16 protein-coding genes and 1 pseudogene are annotated in these 17,173 nt (G+C 67.8%); 5 read left to right on the forward strand and 12 right to left on the reverse strand.

All coding sequences use genetic code 11. The features are described 5' to 3' along the window. The first annotated feature begins 40 nt into the window (after positions 1–40). From J2X41_RS09035 to J2X41_RS09045, 3 genes are all read left to right on the forward strand, one after another. Entirely contained in the window at positions 41–1,045 is a 1,005-nt protein-coding gene (locus tag J2X41_RS09035; RefSeq protein WP_310081293.1) for an alpha/beta hydrolase, read from the forward strand. A 143-nt stretch (positions 1,046–1,188) separates the two neighbouring features. Then, complete coding sequence (locus tag J2X41_RS09040; protein ID WP_310081294.1) at positions 1,189–2,742, forward strand: AMP-binding protein; 1,554 nt, start codon at positions 1,189–1,191, stop codon at positions 2,740–2,742. 134 nt (positions 2,743–2,876) lie between these two features. Next, positions 2,877–3,272, forward strand: coding sequence for a DoxX family protein (locus tag J2X41_RS09045; protein WP_310081295.1), 396 nt, complete (start codon positions 2,877–2,879; stop codon positions 3,270–3,272). Between the two features lie 74 nt (positions 3,273–3,346). Here J2X41_RS09045 and lpdA read toward each other — a convergent pair whose 3' ends face one another. The 7 genes and pseudogenes from lpdA to J2X41_RS09080 form a co-directional block, all read right to left on the reverse strand. After that, a complete protein-coding gene (lpdA, locus tag J2X41_RS09050) occupies positions 3,347–4,747 on the reverse strand; it encodes a dihydrolipoyl dehydrogenase (protein ID WP_057182771.1) in 1,401 nt (466 codons plus the stop codon). A 92-nt stretch (positions 4,748–4,839) separates the two neighbouring features. Continuing rightward, on the reverse strand, positions 4,840–5,316 hold the full coding sequence (locus J2X41_RS09055; RefSeq protein WP_310081296.1) for a glutathione peroxidase: 477 nt from the start codon (positions 5,314–5,316) through the stop codon (positions 4,840–4,842). A gap of 21 nt (positions 5,317–5,337) precedes the next feature. Beyond that, on the reverse strand, positions 5,338–6,657 hold the full coding sequence (locus tag J2X41_RS09060; protein ID WP_310081297.1) for a pyruvate dehydrogenase complex dihydrolipoamide acetyltransferase: 1,320 nt from the start codon (positions 6,655–6,657) through the stop codon (positions 5,338–5,340). A gap of 12 nt (positions 6,658–6,669) precedes the next feature. Next, positions 6,670–6,753: pseudogene (locus J2X41_RS09065) on the reverse strand (aldehyde-activating protein); the annotation flags it as partial. 409 nt (positions 6,754–7,162) lie between these two features. Next, complete coding sequence (locus J2X41_RS09070; protein ID WP_310081298.1) at positions 7,163–8,539, reverse strand: pyruvate dehydrogenase complex E1 component subunit beta; 1,377 nt, start codon at positions 8,537–8,539, stop codon at positions 7,163–7,165. Next, positions 8,536–9,567 (reverse strand): pyruvate dehydrogenase (acetyl-transferring) E1 component subunit alpha, encoded by a 1,032-nt coding sequence (gene pdhA / locus J2X41_RS09075; protein WP_310081299.1) that lies wholly within the window; start codon positions 9,565–9,567, stop codon positions 8,536–8,538. Before pdhA ends, J2X41_RS09070 begins: the two co-directional genes overlap by 4 nt. A gap of 163 nt (positions 9,568–9,730) precedes the next feature. Next, positions 9,731–10,027, reverse strand: coding sequence for a septum formation initiator family protein (locus J2X41_RS09080; protein ID WP_310081300.1), 297 nt, complete (start codon positions 10,025–10,027; stop codon positions 9,731–9,733). 360 nt (positions 10,028–10,387) lie between these two features. Here J2X41_RS09080 and J2X41_RS09085 point away from each other — a divergent pair, with 360 nt between their 5' ends. After that, the gene (locus tag J2X41_RS09085) at positions 10,388–11,032 is read left to right on the forward strand and encodes a hypothetical protein (RefSeq protein WP_310081301.1); all 645 of its coding nucleotides are present in this window, start codon (positions 10,388–10,390) and stop codon (positions 11,030–11,032) included. A gap of 72 nt (positions 11,033–11,104) precedes the next feature. Here the strand turns inward: J2X41_RS09085 and eno are convergent, their stop codons facing one another. From eno to secG, 5 genes are all read right to left on the reverse strand, one after another. Beyond that, positions 11,105–12,385, reverse strand: a complete 1,281-nt coding sequence (eno, locus tag J2X41_RS09090) for a phosphopyruvate hydratase (RefSeq protein ID WP_310081303.1) — start codon at positions 12,383–12,385, stop codon at positions 11,105–11,107. 91 nt (positions 12,386–12,476) lie between these two features. Further along, positions 12,477–13,505, reverse strand: a complete 1,029-nt coding sequence (locus J2X41_RS09095) for a retroviral-like aspartic protease family protein (RefSeq protein WP_310081304.1) — start codon at positions 13,503–13,505, stop codon at positions 12,477–12,479. A gap of 183 nt (positions 13,506–13,688) precedes the next feature. Then, entirely contained in the window at positions 13,689–13,871 is a 183-nt protein-coding gene (rpmF, locus tag J2X41_RS09100) for a 50S ribosomal protein L32 (protein ID WP_007671126.1), read from the reverse strand. A gap of 116 nt (positions 13,872–13,987) precedes the next feature. Then, positions 13,988–15,640, reverse strand: a complete 1,653-nt coding sequence (locus J2X41_RS09105) for a CTP synthase (protein WP_310081305.1) — start codon at positions 15,638–15,640, stop codon at positions 13,988–13,990. 77 nt (positions 15,641–15,717) lie between these two features. Continuing rightward, a complete protein-coding gene (gene secG / locus J2X41_RS09110; RefSeq protein WP_310081307.1) occupies positions 15,718–16,266 on the reverse strand; it encodes a preprotein translocase subunit SecG in 549 nt (182 codons plus the stop codon). A gap of 153 nt (positions 16,267–16,419) precedes the next feature. Between secG and J2X41_RS09115 the strand changes: the two genes are divergently transcribed. Further along, positions 16,420–16,938, forward strand: a complete 519-nt coding sequence (locus tag J2X41_RS09115; RefSeq protein WP_028041676.1) for a GNAT family N-acetyltransferase — start codon at positions 16,420–16,422, stop codon at positions 16,936–16,938. Positions 16,939–17,173: the final 235 nt, after the last annotated feature.

Genomic DNA, 17,173 nt, shown 5'->3' on the forward strand with positions numbered 1-17,173 from the left:
AATGCGTCGCCGCCTCCCCGTTTTCGCCTGGGTTCCGCTCGTGGCCTGGTTGCTCGCCGCCTGTGGCGACCAGGGCGCCCGCGCGCCTTTCGCCGAAAGCCGCACGCCCCCTTCCCTCGATGTGCGTTTCCAGCCGCCGGCCGGCTGGGCCTGGGGCTATGTGAAGGTCGGCGACGACCTCGTGCAACGCTACGGCGTCTCCGCGCCCCACGGCGCGCCTAGAGGGCAGATCCTGATCCTGCCGGGCTATGGCGAGTCGGCCGAGACCTGGTTCGAGACGGCCCGCGACCTCAACGATCGCGACTATGTCGTCTGGATCCTGGACCGGCAGGGCCAGGGAGGGTCCGAGCGGGCCACGCCATGGCGCGACCTGGGCCACGCGACCAGCTTCGCGCCCGACGTGACGGCGACCAAGGCGATGGTCAAGGCGGTGATCCGGCCCAAGGGCCGGGACCCGTTCGCGATCCTGGGAGCCGGCGACGGCGGCTTGGTCGCCTTGCGGGCTCTGGAGGAAGGGCTGCAGGCAGACACCCTGATCCTCTCCTCGCCCAACTTCGACGTCGCCGACCTGCCGCGCCCTAAGGGCGAGCTGATCCGCCTCGCCCGTTGGGCCCGGACCTTGAAGCTGGGCTTCCTGCGCTATCCGGGCCAAGGCGGCTGGAAGCGCGAGGGGCCCGACGGTTTCGCCGCTCGGCTGACCCATGACCGCCAGCGCGGCGCCGTGCAGCAGGCGTGGCGGCTGGCCAATCCCGACCTGCGCATGGGCGCGCCAAGCTTGGCTTGGTACGCTGCCTTCTACGACGCCGTGGACGCGACGGGCCGCGACCTGGAGCGCGTGCGCACTCCCGTTGTCATGCTCGACGCCGGCCAGGACGCCAAAACCCTGCCCCAGCCCCAGAGCGCGGTCTGCGCCGCCCTGCCGCGCTGCGTCGAGACCCGCTACCCCAAGGCCCGCCACGCCTTGCACCTGGAGACGGATTCGGTGCGGGTCCCTTGGCTTCAGGCGGTCGAGGCGGCCCTGCGGGCTCCGTCCCCCAGTCCTTGAACGACAAGGGTTCGAGTGCATTTTAGAAGGACGGGTGCGCTTCCGCGCGCGTAACGGGTGTTTGCAAAGCCACACGCCGTCGCTAGGGTCCCGCTTCAATCAGACGAGGGCGCGACAGCGCGCTTCCGGGAGGTTTCGCCGGCATGCCGGTAGTTTTCAATGCGCAGGATGGCCAGAAGGCCCTCTTCGACGCCCTGCTCGACGCCCGCGACAAGTATGGCGCCAAGAAGCAGATCCTGGAGGACCAGGATCGCAATCCGCTCAGCTATACCGACCTGGTGCGCGCCAGCTTCGCGCTGGGCCGCAAGATCGCGGCCATGACCCAGCCGGGCGAACATGTTGGCATCCTGCTGCCGTCCGGGTCGGGGGCGGTGGTGACCTTCTTCGCCCTGCACGCCTTCGGGCGGGTGCCGACCATGCTCAACTTCACGGCCGGCCTGCGCAACCTGCGCGCCGCCTGTCAGCTGGCCGGCGTCAAGCGTGTGCTGACGGCCCACAAGTTCATCGAGCTGGGCAAGCTGCACGACATCGTCGACGCCCTGGAGGCGAAGGCGACGATCACCTATCTTGAGGACGTTCGCGGCACGATCGGCATCGGCGACAAGCTGTTCGCGGCCGTCGCCGGGGCCTTCCCTCGACGGTTGCGGGCCAATGCCAAGCCCTCGGATCCCGGCGTGGTGCTGTTCACCTCCGGCAGCTTCGGCGCGCCGCGCGGCGTGGTGCTGAGCCAGGCTAACCTCGTCTCGAACGCGATGCAGATCGCCGCCCACATCGACCTGGATCCGGCCTGGGTGTTCTTCAACCCGCTGCCGGTGTTCCACTGCTTTGGCCTGACAGGCGGGGTGATCCTGCCGCTGCTGACCGGCATGAAGGCGTTCCAGTACCCCTCGCCACTGCACACCAAGCAGATCCCGTCGTTGCTGAAGGACACCGGCGCCTCGGTGCTGCTGGCCACCGACACCTTCGTCAACCAATACGCTCGCGCCTCCGAAGGCGACGAGCTGGCCGGCCTGAAGTTCATCGTCTGCGGCGCCGAAAAGGTTCGGGAGGAGACCCACAACCTGATCAACGAGAAGTTCGGGAACGTGCCGGTGCTGGAAGGCTACGGCGCGACCGAGGCCTCGCCGGTGATCGCGGTCAACAAGCCCGACGACAATCGCCGGGGCACCGTGGGCGGGCTGCTGCCCGGCCAGGAGTGGAAGGTCGAGCCGGTCGAGGGCATCCCCGGGGGCGGCCGCCTGCTGGTGCGCGGCCCCAACATCATGTCGGGCTATCTGCGCGAGGATGGCGGCGTCGACGCGCCCGAGGGCGGGTGGCACGACACCGGCGACGTGGTCACCGTCACCGACGACCTGTGGATCACCATCAAGGGCCGGGTGAAGCGCTTCGCCAAGATCGGCGGCGAGATGGTCTCCCTGACCGCCGCCGAGGACCTGGCCTCGGCCGTCTGGCCCGATGGCCGCCACGCGGTGATCTCGATGCCCGACAAGAAGAAGGGCGAGAAGCTGGTCCTGGTCACCGATCGCCAGGACGCCGCCGTCACCTCGCTGGTCGCCCATGCCCAGAGCATCGGCGCGCCCGAGCTGGCGGTGCCGCGCAAGATCCTCAAGGTCCCTCAGGTGCCCGTGCTGGGCAGCGGCAAGACCGACTATGTCGCCATCCAGCGGATGGCCGACCAGGACGCCAGGGCCGCGTGATGCGCGCCCTCGGCGTCGTCTCCTTCGAAACCTCGACGGGCCAGGGCTCGTCGAGGCTTTTTCGTTTCGGACCAGGCGGCTAGCGTGCGGGCGGCGGCTTTCTTCGTCGCGGATCTTTCAACGGAGGAAACGACTTGGAACGACTGACCTTGTGGGCGCCTCGCGTCCTGAGCCTGCTGCGGATCATCGCCGCCCTGCTGTTCATGGAACACGGCCTGATGAAGCTGTTCCACTTCCCCGGCCCACAGCCCGGCGCGCCGGATCCCTTGCCGCCGATGCTGGTGGCGGCCGCCTGGCTGGAGATCGTCGGCGGGGCGCTGCTGGTGCTGGGCCTGTTCACCCGTCCGGTGGCGTTCGTCCTCTCGGGCCAGATGGCCGTGGCCTATTTCCTGGCCCACTTCTCGAAAGGTTTCTGGCCGGCCCTGAACGGCGGCGAAGCGGCGATCCTGTTCTGCTTCCTCTTCCTCTATCTCGTCTTCGCCGGACCGGGCGAATGGAGCGTGGACGCTCAACTGCGCAAGCGGCCGTAGGCCTTCTCCGTAAGTGAACGAAAAAGGGCGGCGCTCGTGGAGCGCCGCCCTTCTGTCTTGCCGATAGGCCCAGCCTAGATGTGCAGGACCCGCCCGTAGGCGTCGAGCGCGGCTTCGTGCATGGCTTCCGACATGGTCGGGTGGGCGTAGACGATGCCGTGCAGGTCTTCCTCGGTGGCTTCCAGGGTGATCGCCGTGACGAAGCCCTGGATCATCTCGGTGACCTCGTGGCCGATCATGTGCGCGCCGATCAGGGCGCCGGTCTTGCCGTCGAACACGGTCTTGACGAAGCCCTCGATCTCGCCCGCCGCCACGGCCTTGCCGTTGACGCGGAACGGGAAGCGGCCGGCCTTGACCTCGATGCCCGCAGCCTTGGCCGCGGCTTCGGTCAGGCCCACCGAGGCGACCTGCGGGTTGGCGTAGGTGCAGCCGGGGATCGGCGAGTTGACGTGCGGGGTCTTGTAGCCGGCGATGTGCTCGGCCGCGTGGATGCCCTCGTGGCTGGCCTTGTGCGCCAGCCAGGGCGGGCCGGCGGCGTCGCCGATGGCGTAGAGGCCCGGCACGTTCGTCTCGCCATGCTTGCCGGTGACCACGTGGCCGCGATCCATGTTCAGGCCGATGGCGTCCAGGCCCTCGGTGTTGGGCGCGATGCCGACGGCGACGATGCACACGGCCGCCGTCAGGGTCTCGGCCTTGCCGCCGACCTCGACGGCCACCGACACGCCGTCCTTGGTCTTTTCGACCTTGGTCACCTTGGCGCCGATGCGGAAGGTGATGCCGCGCTTCTCGAACGCCTTCTGGGCGGCCTTGGAGACCTCGGCGTCCTCGACCGGCATGATGCGGTCGACGGCCTCGACCACGGTCACCTCCGCGCCCAGGGCGCGGTAGAAGCTGGCGAACTCGATGCCGATGGCCCCCGAGCCGATGACCACCAGCGACTTGGGCATGGCCTTGGGCGCCAGGGCGTCGCGATAGGTCCAGATCTTGTCGCCGTCCGAGACCGCGCCGATCGCCGGGATGTCGCGGGCCCGGGCGCCGCTGGCCAGGATCACGCTTTTGGCCTGGATCGTCCGGCTGCCGCCAGCCTTCAGGGCCACGACCACCTTGGGCGACGGGCTGCCCTTCTCGAGCTTGGCCTCGCCCTCGACGACCTCGATCTTGTGCTTCTTCATCAGGAAGGCGATGCCCGAGGACATGGTCTTGGCCACCCCGCGCGAGCGGTCGATGATCTTGGCGAAGTCGAACGAGGCCTTCTCGACCGACAGGCCGTAGCCGGACAGGTGCGACAGCTGCTCGTAGATCTCGCCGGACTTCAGCAGCGCCTTGGTCGGGATGCAGCCCCAGTTCAGGCAGATGCCGCCCAGGTTCTCGCGCTCGATGATCGCCGTCTTCAGGCCCAGCTGGCTGGCGCGGATCGCGGCCACATAGCCGCCGGGGCCGGCCCCGATGACGACGACGTCGAATTCCGTGGACATGGTCTTCTTACCCTAGCTTGGACGCCGTTCGGGGGGAGCCGAGCGGCGTCGATCGACCAGCCTGCAAGCCGGTCCCATGGGAGTTCAATGCGTTACAGCAGCGCCTCGACGGCGAGCTTGAGGTCTTCAGGCTTGGTGGTGGGCGCGAAGCGTTCGACGACCTCGCCGTCGCGGCCGATCAGGAACTTGGTGAAGTTCCACTTGATGGCCTCGGTGCCCAGCAGCCCCTTCTGCTCGTGCTTCAGATAAGCGTAGAGCGGATGGGCCGACGGGCCGTTGACGTCGATCTTGGCCAGGACCGGGAAGGTCACGTCGTAGGTCAGCGAGCAGAAGTTCGCGATCTCCTCGGCGTTCCCGGGCTCCTGGGCCCCGAACTGGTTGCAGGGGAAGGCCAGGACCGTGAAGCCCTTGTCCTTATAGTCCCGGTACAGCGTCTCCAGCCCCTCATATTGCGGGGTGAAGCCGCACTTGCTGGCCGTGTTGACGATCAGCAGCACCTGGCCGCGATAGTCGGCCAGGCTTGCGTCCTGGCCGTCCAGCGTCTTGGCGGAATAGTCGTAGACGGACATCCCTGCCCTCCCCAGCCCGAGTTAGACGATCAGGGTCAGCGGCTCTTCGATCAGCGGCTTGAAGGCGGCCAGGAACTTGGCCCCGATCGCGCCGTCGACCACGCGGTGGTCGCAGGTCAGGGTGACGGTCATCACCGTGGCCACGGCCAGCTGACCGTCCTTGACCACCGGGCGCTGTTCGCCCGCTCCGACGCTCATGATCGCGCCCTGCGGCTCGTTGATGATCGAGGCGAAGGCCTTGATCCCGAACATGCCCAGGTTGGAGACCGAGAAGGTGCCGCCCTGGAATTCCTCGGGCTTCAGCTTCTTGGACTTGGCGCGGGCCGCCAGGTCCTTCACCTCGGCCGAGATCTGGGCCAGGCCCTTGGTCTCGGCGGCGCGGACGATCGGGGTGATCAGGCCGCCGTCGATGGCCACGGCCACGGCGATGTCGGCGTGGTGGTGCAGGGCGATGCCCTCGGGCGTGTACGAGGCGTTGGCCTCCGGCACGCGCTTGAGGGCGACGGCCACGGCCTTGATGATGATGTCGTTGACCGAGACCTTGACGCCCTGGCCTTCCAGCAGGTGGTTGATCTTGCCGCGCGCGGCCAGTAGGGCGTCGATCTCAAGATCGATCGTCAGCGGGAAGTGCGGCACGTCGCGGAAGCTGTCGGTCAGGCGGCGGGCGATGGTCTTGCGCATGCCGTCCAGCGGGACCAGGTCGTAGGAGCCGGCGGGGATGCCCATCTGCTCCAGCGACAGCACCTTGCGCGGCTCGGCGGGGGCCGAGGCGGCGGGAGCCGAGGCCGGAGCGGCCTTGGCGGCGGGCGCGCCGCCCTTCTGGGCGGCCTCGACGTCGGCCTTGACCACGCGGCCGTGGGGACCGGTGCCGGCGATCGACTTCAGGTCCAGGTTCGCGGCCGAGGCCAGGCGACGGGCCAGCGGCGAGGCGAACACGCGGTCGCCGCTCGGCGCTGCGGCCGGAGCCGGCTTGGCCGGAGCGGCGGTCTCGCCGGCGGCCTGGGCGGGCGCGGCCGGAGCCGGAGCCGCCTTCGGCGCCTCAGCGGCCGGCGCGGCCTTGGCCGGTGCCTCCTTTGAAGGGGGGGGCGCGGGGCTCTCGCCCTCGCCGGCCAGCTTGGCGATCGGGGCGTTGACCTTGACGTTCTCGGTCCCGGCGTCGACCAGGATGGCTTCGATCACGCCTTCGTCAACGGCTTCGACCTCCATCGTGGCCTTGTCGGTCTCGATCTCGGCGATCACGTCGCCGGCCTTGACGGTGTCGCCGACCTTGACGTGCCACTTGGCGAGGGTCCCCTCCTCCATGGTGGGCGACAGGGCGGGCATCAGGATGTCGATCGACATTGAGCTTCTTCCTCAAGCGTTCGGGACGGCTTCGACCAGAACGGTCGGCGTCCATTTGGCCTTGCGACGGGCAAGGCGTTGTTCGTCCGTTTCGTCGTGATAGTCCAGCCGTTCGGGCGCGCGATCGGCGAAACCCGGCAGGTCGGTCCCCACGACGTTGATGGTGGCGTAGGCCTGGCCCTCGTCCTCGATCATCGCCGCCACGTAGACGGCGCATTCCCGGCAGATCAGGAAGTCCACCGCCCGCCGCCCGAACCGGTAGCGCGTCAGCGATCCCGGCGCGGCGGTGATGTGCAGCCGGCTGCCCGGATCGCTGGTGGTCCGCGATCCTTGCCGACGGCAGAAGCTACATTGGCAAGCCCGCAGGGCCAGCTCGGCCACCGGCTTGCCGGGGTCGAGCTGCACGTGCACCGCGCCGCAGTGGCAGGAGCCGTTGAGGGTCTGGGTCATGACGGCCTCCGAGCCCGTCCACACAGGCCAGGGCCTAGGTGAACGGGCCGGATGATCACCGGTAGCAGACCGTCTTGGCCGCCTTGACGATCTTGGGGACCGACGGCAGCGACAGGGCTTCCAGGTTGGCCGCATAGGGCAGCGGCACGTCTTCCTGGTGGACCCGCAGCGGCGGGGCGTCCAGGTAGTCGAAGCCGAACTCGGTGATCCGGGCGACGATCTCGGCGCCGACGCCCATCGGGCCCCAGCCTTCCTCGACGGTCACAAGACGGTTGGTCTTCTTGACGCTTTCCAGGATCGTGTCGTGGTCCATCGGGCGGATCGTGCGCAGGTCGACGACCTCGGCCGAAATGCCTTCCTTGGCCAGTTCCTCGGCCGCCTGCAGGGCGAAGCCCACCATGCGGCTGTAGGCCACCAGGGTGACGTCCGAGCCCTGGCGACGGACCTTGGCCTTGCCGATTGGCACGATCCAGTCCTCGACGTCCGGGATGTCGAACTCGTGGCCGTACATCATCTCGTGTTCGAGGAAGACGATCGGGTTCGGGTCGCGGATGGCGGCCTTCATCAGGCCCTTGGCGTCGGCCGCGTCATAGGGCGCGACGACCTTCAGGCCGGGGACGTTGCCGTACCAGGCCGCGTAGTCCTGGCTGTGCTGGGCGCCCACTCGCGAGGCCGCGCCGTTGGGACCGCGGAACACGATGGACGACTTGATCTGGCCACCCGACATGTAGAGCGTTTTGGCGGCCGAGTTGATGATCTGGTCGATCGCCTGCATGGCGAAGTTCCAGGTCATGAACTCGACGATCGGCTTGAGGCCCGCCATGGCCGCGCCGACGCCGAGGCCGGCGAAGCCGTGCTCGGTGATCGGCGTGTCGATGACGCGCTTGTCGCCGAACTCCTGGAGCAGATCGCGCGAGACCTTGTAGGCGCCCTGGTACTGGGCGACTTCCTCGCCCATCAGGAATACCTTGTCGTCGCGGCGCATCTCCTCGGCCATGGCGTCGCGCAGGGCGTCGCGGACCGTGATCTTCTTCAGCGGCGTGCCTTCCGGGATTTCCGGGTCGGCGAAGGTCGAGGCGGCCGAGATCGGGCCGGCGGACGGAATCGGGGCCTTCTCGGGCTCGCCCGACTTGGCTTCGTCCGCGGCGGGCTTGGCGACCGGAGCCGGAGCGGCGGCCGGCTCGGCCGCGCCCTCTTCGCCCGCTAGCTTGGCGATCGGCGTATTGACCTTGACGTTCTCCGACCCGGCCGGAACCAGGATCGACTGGATCACGCCTTCGTCGACGGCTTCGACTTCCATCGTCGCCTTGTCGGTCTCGATCTCGGCGATCACGTCGCCGGCCTTGACGGTGTCGCCTTCCTTGACCAGCCACTTGGCCAGGGTCCCCTCTTCCATCGTCGGGGACAGGGCGGGCATCAGGATGTCCGTCACTGGGCGGCCTCCAGGTATACGTCGGTGTAGAGTTCGGAAGGATCGGGCTCGGGGCTGGTGCGGGCGAACTCGGCCGCCTCGGCCACGACGCGCTTCACTTCGGCGTCGACGACCTTCAGGTCGTCCTCGGTGACGCCGGCCTTGGCCAGGCGCTCCTTCAGGTGGTCGATCGGGTCGCGGGTCTGCTTGACGTTGTCGACCTCGTCCTTGGTCCGGTACTTGGCCGGGTCGGACATCGAGTGGCCGCGATAGCGATAGGTCTTCATCTCGAGGATGAACGGACCCTGGCCGCTACGGGCGTGCTCGGCGGCGCGGGCCCCGGCCTCGGCCACGGCGATCACGTCCATGCCGTCGACTTCCTCGCCCGGGATCCGGAACGAGGCGCCGCGCTTGTGGAAGGCGGTCTCCGACGCCGAACGCTCGACGCTGGTGCCCATGGCGTACTGGTTGTTCTCGATCACGTACACGACCGGCAGCTTCCACAGCTGGGCCATGTTGAAGCTCTCGTAGACCTGGCCCTGGTTGGCCGCGCCGTCGCCGAAATAGGCGAAGGCGACGTTGCCGTTGCCGCGATAGTGGTTGTTCAGCGCCAGGCCGGTGCCTAGCGACACCTGGGCGCCGACGATGCCGTGGCCGCCGTAGAAGCCGGTCTCGACGTCGAACATGTGCATCGAGCCGCCCTTGCCGCGCGACGAACCGCCCGCGCGACCGGTCAACTCGGCCATGACTTCGTTCGGATCCATGCCGGCGGCCAGCATGTGGCCGTGGTCGCGGTAACCGGTGATGATCTGGTCGCCCTTGACCTTGATCGACTGCATGCCGACGGCGATGGCTTCCTGACCGATGTACAGGTGGCAGAAGCCGCCGATCAGGCCCATGCCGTACAGTTGGCCGGCGCGCTCCTCGAAGCGGCGGATCAACAGCATGTCGTGGTAGAATTTCAGAAGCTCGTCCTTGCCGACGAAGGCGTTGACACCGGTGGCATCAGCCTTCCCCGCCGGGGCTTCACCCTTGCGCGTACGCGCCATTCAACTCTCCCTGGCCAATCTTCATCGCGGCCTACTCCTGGGCGCCCACCGGCCGAATGAACCTTCGGTTCCGCGTAGATGGGGACCCTTTGTCAAACCCGAAACGGGCCAGGCTCGCCTGATCCGCCGGCAGACGCCGAGGACCTGGTCTCCCACCAAACGCTCAGCGCGGGGTGCGGATCACATAGTCCCTGGGATCGGCGTATCCCAGGAGCGAACGCGCGCGTTCTTCCAGGAGGTCCGCCGACAAACTGCCGCTGCGTAATAGACGAGCACGGGCCTCCAGGTCCATCCTTTCGGCGCGGATCTTCTTCAACTCCAGCGTCTTGGCGGCGAGATCTGCGTTGCGCTGCGACGTCGACAACAGGCCGCGCTCCCCCGTCAGGGCGTGAAACACGAAGTAGGTGATCAGCAGAAGGAGCGCCGCGGTCGGCAGGAGAGATTGCAGTCGGGCGAACATCAGCGATTCCCAGGAGGGGAAGTTTACCCTGCCCGATCATGCTTAACGCCTTACTAAACGGGGGGTTTGCCGCGGTGGCGGCAAGTCCTCGCAAGCAGCCTGCTAACGCTTTCATTTGAGATGGTTTCAAGGGCATCTAGATACCGCGTCGCAGCATATAAACGGCCGTTTCGCGGGGTTTTCTGCGGCGCTGCGGCAGGACCTCGAAGCAGTCTTTAGAAAAATTGTTGGTGAATGGAGGCGCCGGCGCCTCCGGATCGGGCGACCGGCGGCGGGAACGTCGCGAATCGCCGCGTGCAAGGCTTTGTGAAAAGTCGGTATCGGCGTTATGTTAGCGGTAACCAAAAATTGGGGGGTCGCATGTTCGGACGTCGCGCTTTCATCCTGTCTCTCGTCGGCGCCGGCATGACGCCCGCCCTGGCCCATGGCGGCGCGGCCAAGCCACGGCGCGAACGCTCCGTCGTCGGCGACGGTCCCGAGCCGAGCGTCATCAAGGGCGACCCACCCAAGCTGGACTTCGGAGACGGGCTGCGGGTGCCGCTCGACAAGGAGGCCTTCGCCACGCTGTGGGAGGATTCCGGCCGCTGGATGACGTTCGGGCTGGGGCTCGGCCGCGCGGAAAGCGAATCCAACGCCAAGGCCGACAAGGCCGCCAGCCTGACCATGCAGATCATGTTGTTGACCCTGGCCAACGCCCCCGAGCGCCTGGAACAGGTGGACGGCCGCGGCTGGCGGTCCCGCAGCGGCAAGATCAGCGATCTGGTGATGGGCGAGGTCCCCCTGCCTGGCCAGCCTGTCCGTCCCGCGAACGGTAGCTACCTGGACAAGGGGCTGTTCGGAGGCTCTGGGCCGAGCATCACCGCCGACAACACCGCCGACCTCCAATACTCTCAGCGTTACGTCGCCGCCACGGCCTACGTCGTCAAGAAGGCCGACCTGTCGCTGGACGACGTGCGCGCCCTGGGCCGACTGGCGGACGATAAGTCCCCTGTGACGCCGCGATAGCATCACAAGACAGCGTGGCCATGCCTCGCCGTCCTGACCCGGGCGACGAGGCATGGAGAGCCGATCGGTCGCTTAGCGGCCCTTGAGCACCGCGCGGCCGGCATAGACGGCCTGATCGTCGAGGGCTTCCTCGATGCGCAGCAGCTGGTTGTACTTGGCCAGCCGGTCCGAGCGGGCCAGCGAGCCGGTCTTGATCTGACCGCAGTTGAGGGCGACGGCCAGGTCGGCGATCGTGCTGTCCTCGGTCTCGCCCGAGCGGTGGCTCATGACGCTGGTATAGGCGCTGCGGTGGGCCAGATCGACGGCGTCGATGGTCTCCGACAGGGTGCCGATCTGGTTGACCTTGATCAGGATCGAGTTGGCCAGGCCCTTGTCCAGGCCGATCTGCAGGCGCTTGGGATTGGTGACGAACAGGTCGTCGCCGACCAGTTGGACCTTCTTGCCCAGGGTGTCGGTCAGCAGCTTCCAGCCCTCGAAGTCGTCCTCCGACATGCCGTCCTCGATCGACAGGATCGGGAACTTGCCGGCCAGATTGGCCAGGTAGTCCACCATCTGGGCCGGGTCGAGGCTCTTGCCCTCGCCTTCCAGCTCGTACTTGCCGTTCTTGAAGAACTCGGTGGCGGCCACGTCCAGGCCCAGGACGAAGTCCTCGCCAGACTTGTAGCCAGCCGCCTCGCCCGCCTTGACGATGAAGGCCAGGGCGTCTTCCGCCGAGCCCAGGTTGGGGGCGAAGCCGCCCTCGTCGCCGACATTGGTGTTATGGCCGGCGTCCTTCAGGGCGTTCTTCAGGCCATGGAAGATCTCGGCGCCCATGCGCAGGGCCTCGGCGAAGGTCGCCGCGCCGGTGGGCAGGATCATGAATTCCTGGATGTCGATCGGGTTGTCGGCGTGGGCCCCGCCGTTGATGATGTTCATCATCGGCACCGGCAGCACGCGGGCCGAGACGCCGCCGACATATTTGTAGAGCGGCAGACCGGCCGATTCCGCGGCGGCCTTGGCGGTGGCCAGCGAGACGCCGAGGATGGCGTTGGCGCCCAGGCGGCTCTTGTTGGGCGTGCCGTCCAGCTCGATCATCAGGTTGTCGATGCGGCGCTGGTCTTCGGCGTCGACGCCCGACAGCGCGTCGAACAGCTCGCCGTTGACCGCATCCACGGCCGCCTTGACGCCCTTGCCGCCGTAGCGGGACTTGTCGCCGTCGCGCTTTTCGACCGCTTCGTGGGCGCCGGTGGAGGCGCCCGAGGGCACGGCGGCGCGGCCGAAGGCGCCGTCTTCCAGGACGACATCGACCTCGACCGTCGGATTGCCGCGGCTGTCCAGGATTTCGCGGGCGATGATGTCGACGATCTCGGTCATGGGAGCTCCCCTTTCAAAAGGCGCTTCCCCTTAGCGGCGCGGGCCGCCAATCGCAACCGGCGCCGACCGGACATCGGCCGAGCGGTGGGCGCTACGCCTGCAGAATCGGCGGCGCCCAGCCCTTGCCGAGACGGAATTTCACCCGGTCCGCACCGAAGTCCAGCTCGACCCGGGCGAACATCCTCAGCACGTCGACGCCCAGCAGCACGGCGGGCCGGCCGTTGAGGTTCCAGACGTCGAAGATGTGCAGGTCGGCCAGCACCAGCGGCAGGTTGGTCATCCGCAGGGCGCCCAGTTCGATCGAGCGGACGACGCGCAGTTCGCCGACCGTCGCCTCGCCCGCCGCGCCGATCAGCCGGACCGCCATGGCGGGTTCGGGCTTGCGGCGCACCCGCAGCTTGATGGCCTGCGCCAGGGCCATGTTGCCCATGCTGGCCCCGGAGCCGGAGTCGATGAAGGCCACGCAGCGCACGCCGCTGACCCGGGCGTTGGCGACCGCCAGCCGACCGAACCGGGCGTCGGCCACCACCGAGACCTCGCGAGCGCCAGGATAGGCGACCGGCATGGCGGAGCTGCGACGGACCTCCAGCCGGTTGCGGCGGAAGTCCATGATGACATTGCGGTCGTTCAGCATGTCGACGCCCAGCAGGCCGTCCACGCCCAGCCGCTCGGGCGTAAGCACCGGCAGTTCGGCGTCCTTCATGCGCGAATCGCCCGCCACCATCAGCGGCACCTTGGCCGTGGGCGTCAGGGCCGAGCCCCCTACCCCGTGCAGCATCACGTCGGGACCGCGCTCCAGGGCCAGGCGTTCGGCCAGCGTCGTCGACAGCGCGCTGCGGTCCGCGCCGGTGTCGACGACGAAGTTGAACGGCCCCTGCCCGTTGATGAAGACCTCGACCGTCATCCGGTCGGTCGCATCCAGGGCCGTGTCGAGGAAGACCGCGGGGGGCTCGCCTTCGGTCGGCGCCAGCGGAGCAGGCGGCGGCGTCGAAGGTTGCGCCATGGGCGGCGTCTGCAGCGACGCCGGCAGCAAGGCCGCGGGCGTCGCGGATCGAGCCCAGGCCTGCTCGGCCATCAGCGACAATCCCAGTCCCGCCGTGAGGTTTCGGCGTGTGAGCATGGGCGGATCTCCCTGCCCGCCAGAATAACATGGTTTTTCGACCGCGATGTCGAAATCCAGGTCGGCGGGCGCCAGGGAGGCGTTTTGTCGCTGGGCCGAAAAGCGAAAAGGCGGCGGTCCGGGGACCGCCGCCTTTCAAGCTCTATCGCCGTCTCCCGCCGGGGCGGAAGCGAAGGCGGAGACCTAGTCTTCCTTCGGCGTCAGGATCTGCTTGCCGTTGTACAGACCGGTCTTCAGGTCGACGTGGTGCGGACGGCGCAGTTCGCCCGAGTCCTTGTCTTCGACGAAGGAGTTGGCGCCCAGGGCGTGGTGCGACCGGCGCATGTTCCGGCGAGAAGGCGAAGTTTTTCTTTTAGGAACGGCCATCGAAGTGACTCTGCTCGCTGAGCGTGAAAATCGGAAGCGGCGACTCGGGCAATGCCCAGGCCGCCGCGTGAGGGCGCGCTTATGCCCGAAACTGTTCGAGGATGCAACCGCGCTTGTTAGACCAGCCGCCCCTGCTCTTTCGCCGCCGCGATGAAGCTGGCGAACAGGGGATGCGGGGCGAACGGACGGCTCTTCAGTTCGGGGTGATATTGCACCCCGATGAACCACGGATGGTCCTCGCGCTCGACGATCTCGGGCAGCACGCCGTTGGGCGAGCGGCCGGTCAGCTTCAGGCCGGCGTCCTCCATCAGGTGGGCGTAGCCGATATTGACCTCGTAGCGGTGGCGGTGGCGCTCGCTGATGTCGGTGGTGCCGTAGATCTCGGCGACCTTGCTGCCGGCGGTCAGGACGGCCTCATAGGCCCCCAGGCGCATGGTGCCGCCCAGGTCGTCGTTGCCGCGCCGCTGGACGGTCTCGTTGCCCTTGATCCACTCGGTCATGATGCCGACCACGGGACGCTCGGTGGGGCCGAACTCGCTGGACGAGGCGTCCTTGATGCCGGCGACGTTGCGCAGGGTCTCGATGACCGCCATCTGCATGCCAAAGCAGATGCCGAAGTAAGGCACCTTGCGTTCGCGGGCGAACTGGGCGGCGCGGATCTTGCCCTCGGCCCCCCGCTCGCCGAAACCGCCGGGCACCATGATGGCGTGGGCGTTCTCCAGCCGGGCCGCGGCCGCGCCGGGATCGCCTTCGAAGGTCTCGCTCTCGACCCAGTCCAGGTTGACCTTGACCTTGTTGGCTAGGCCGCCGTGGTGCAGGGCCTCTATCAGCGACTTGTAGGCGTCCTTGAGAACCGTGTACTTGCCGACCACCGCGATGGTCACCTCGCCGTCGGGGTGGTTGACGGTCTGGTCGATCGCCTCCCAGCGCGACAGATCCGGCTTGGGCGCGTCGCTCATGCCGAACACGTCCAGCACCTCGGCGTCCAGGCCTTCCTTGTGATAGTCGATCGGCACCGCGTAGATCGACGAGCTGTCCATCGCCTGGATCACAGCGCTGGGCCGCACGTTGCAGAACTGGGCGATCTTGCGCTTTTCCTCGACCGGGATGTCCTGCTCGCAGCGGCACAGCAGGATGTCGGGCTGGATGCCGATCGAGCGCAGTTCCTTGACCGAGTGCTGGGTCGGCTTGGTCTTCATCTCGCCGGCGGTCTTGATGAACGGCAGCAGGGTCAGGTGCACGTAGCAGCTCTGGCCGCGCGGCAGGTCCTGGCGCAGCTGGCGGATGGCCTCGAAGAACGGCAGGCCCTCGATGTCGCCCACCGTGCCGCCGATCTCGACCAGTACGAAGTCGACCGCCTTCTCGCCGGTCTCGTCCAGCGCCGGCGACAGGACGAAGTCCTTGATCTCGTTGGTGACGTGGGGAATCACCTGGACGGTGGCGCCCAGATAGTCGCCGCGCCGCTCCTTCTCGATGATCGTCTTGTAGATCTGGCCGGTGGTGATGTTGTCGGCCTTGGTGGCCGACACCCCGGTGAAGCGCTCGTAGTGGCCCAGGTCCAGGTCGGTCTCGGCCCCGTCGTCGGTGACGAACACCTCGCCGTGCTGATACGGGGACATCGTGCCCGGATCGACGTTGAGATAGGGGTCGAGCTTACGAAGGCGGACCTTGTAGCCACGAGCCTGCAGGAGCGCTCCGAGCGCTGCGGAGGCGAGGCCTTTTCCCAAGGAGGAAACCACGCCGCCGGTGATGAAGATGTACCGGGTCATGGGCGATCAGATTAGCCGTGATTCGACGTCGCCGGGGAAAAGACCGGCGTTCATCAACAGTAAAAAAGTCGCCGACCCTATTGGGCCGGCTGCTGCTCGGCCGGCGCCGGGGCGTTGATCACCGGAACGGGGGCGGCCGCGGCGGGCTTGGCCTCGACCTTGGGAGTCGGCGCTTGGGCCGCCGGCGCCTTGGCGGCCGGCTTGGGCGTCGAGACGGCGGGGGCCGGGGCGCTGATCGTCGGGGTCGGGGCCTCGATGGCGGCCGGAGCGGCGGTCGCGGGGGCCGGGACGGTCGTGGTCGGCGCGGGCGCGGTCGGACCGGCCGGCAGCGGGGCGGCGTTCAGGGTCTTGCTGTCCAGGCCGTCCAGCTTCAGGCGATCGACCACCGAATTGCCGGCGCCCATGCGGCCGGTCAGGATGGTCAGGGCCAGGCTGATGATCAGGAAGATCGAGAACAGGATCCAGGTCGTCCGGGTCAGCAGGTCGCCGGCGCCGCGGGCGGTCATGAAACCGCCGCCGCCGCCGCCCATGCCCAGGGCGCCGCCTTCGGAGCGCTGCATCAGCACCACGCCGATCAGGGCGATGCAAACGATGATATTGATGGTCAGCAGAACGCCGATGAGCATGTCTAAATCGATCTCGATCCGGGCGACGGACGCTTCCGCCGGGAAAAACGAAGCGGCCCCTCTATCACTTGCGACGAGCCCGCGCCATAGCTGGGGACGAACCGGCCGCACTCAAGCCCGTCCCTCAAGTCCACATCGGGTCCATCGTCGCGCATGATCCTCGAGACCGAACGCCTCAGCCTGGCGCCCCTGACCGTTGAGGACGCCCCCCTCGTCTACCCGTTCATGAGCGATCCGGAGGTGATGGCCCACTGGGACCGCGACGCCATCGAGGATCCCGACGAGGTCGAGGCCACGGTCGCCGCCCAGGTGGCCGAGATGGAGGAGCGGCGGGCGATGTACTGGGCGATCCGCCTGGGTCAGGACGGCCGCTTTCTGGGCTATTGCGAGCTGGTCGACCTGGACTGGCGCCATCATCGCGGCGAACTGGGCTTCATCATCGCCCGCGAGGGCTGGGGCCAGGGCTACGCCACCGAGGCCGCCGCCGCCCTGCTGGCCCACTGCGCCTCGTCCCTGGGCCTCAAGCGGATGATCGCCCGCACCCATGTGGGCGACGCCCGGGCCGAGAAGGTGCTGCAGAAGCTGGGCTTCGAGCAGGAAGGCTACCTGAAGGGCCATGTCGACCGCGACGGCGAACGTCGCGACTGCCGGCTGTACGGGCTGCTGTTCTAGGGGCAGGGACTGTTCTCCATAGGCTGCGGGGGCTCGCCCACTTGCCCCCTACGGACCGCTTCGCGGTCGTCTTCCCCCAGAGGGGGAAGAGCGCTCCGCCCCCTCCGGGGGCGGACAGACCGCGCAGCGGTCAGGTGGGGGCAAGTGATCACCGGCACGATCTCTCGTCCTCACGCGGCTGGCCGCTGAGCTATCGGAAAGGGACGCGGAGCGCCGGACATCGTCCGGAGTTTGG

This window comes from Caulobacter sp. BE254 (genome assembly GCF_031457295.1).
Classification (GTDB): Bacteria; Pseudomonadota; Alphaproteobacteria; order Caulobacterales; family Caulobacteraceae; genus Caulobacter.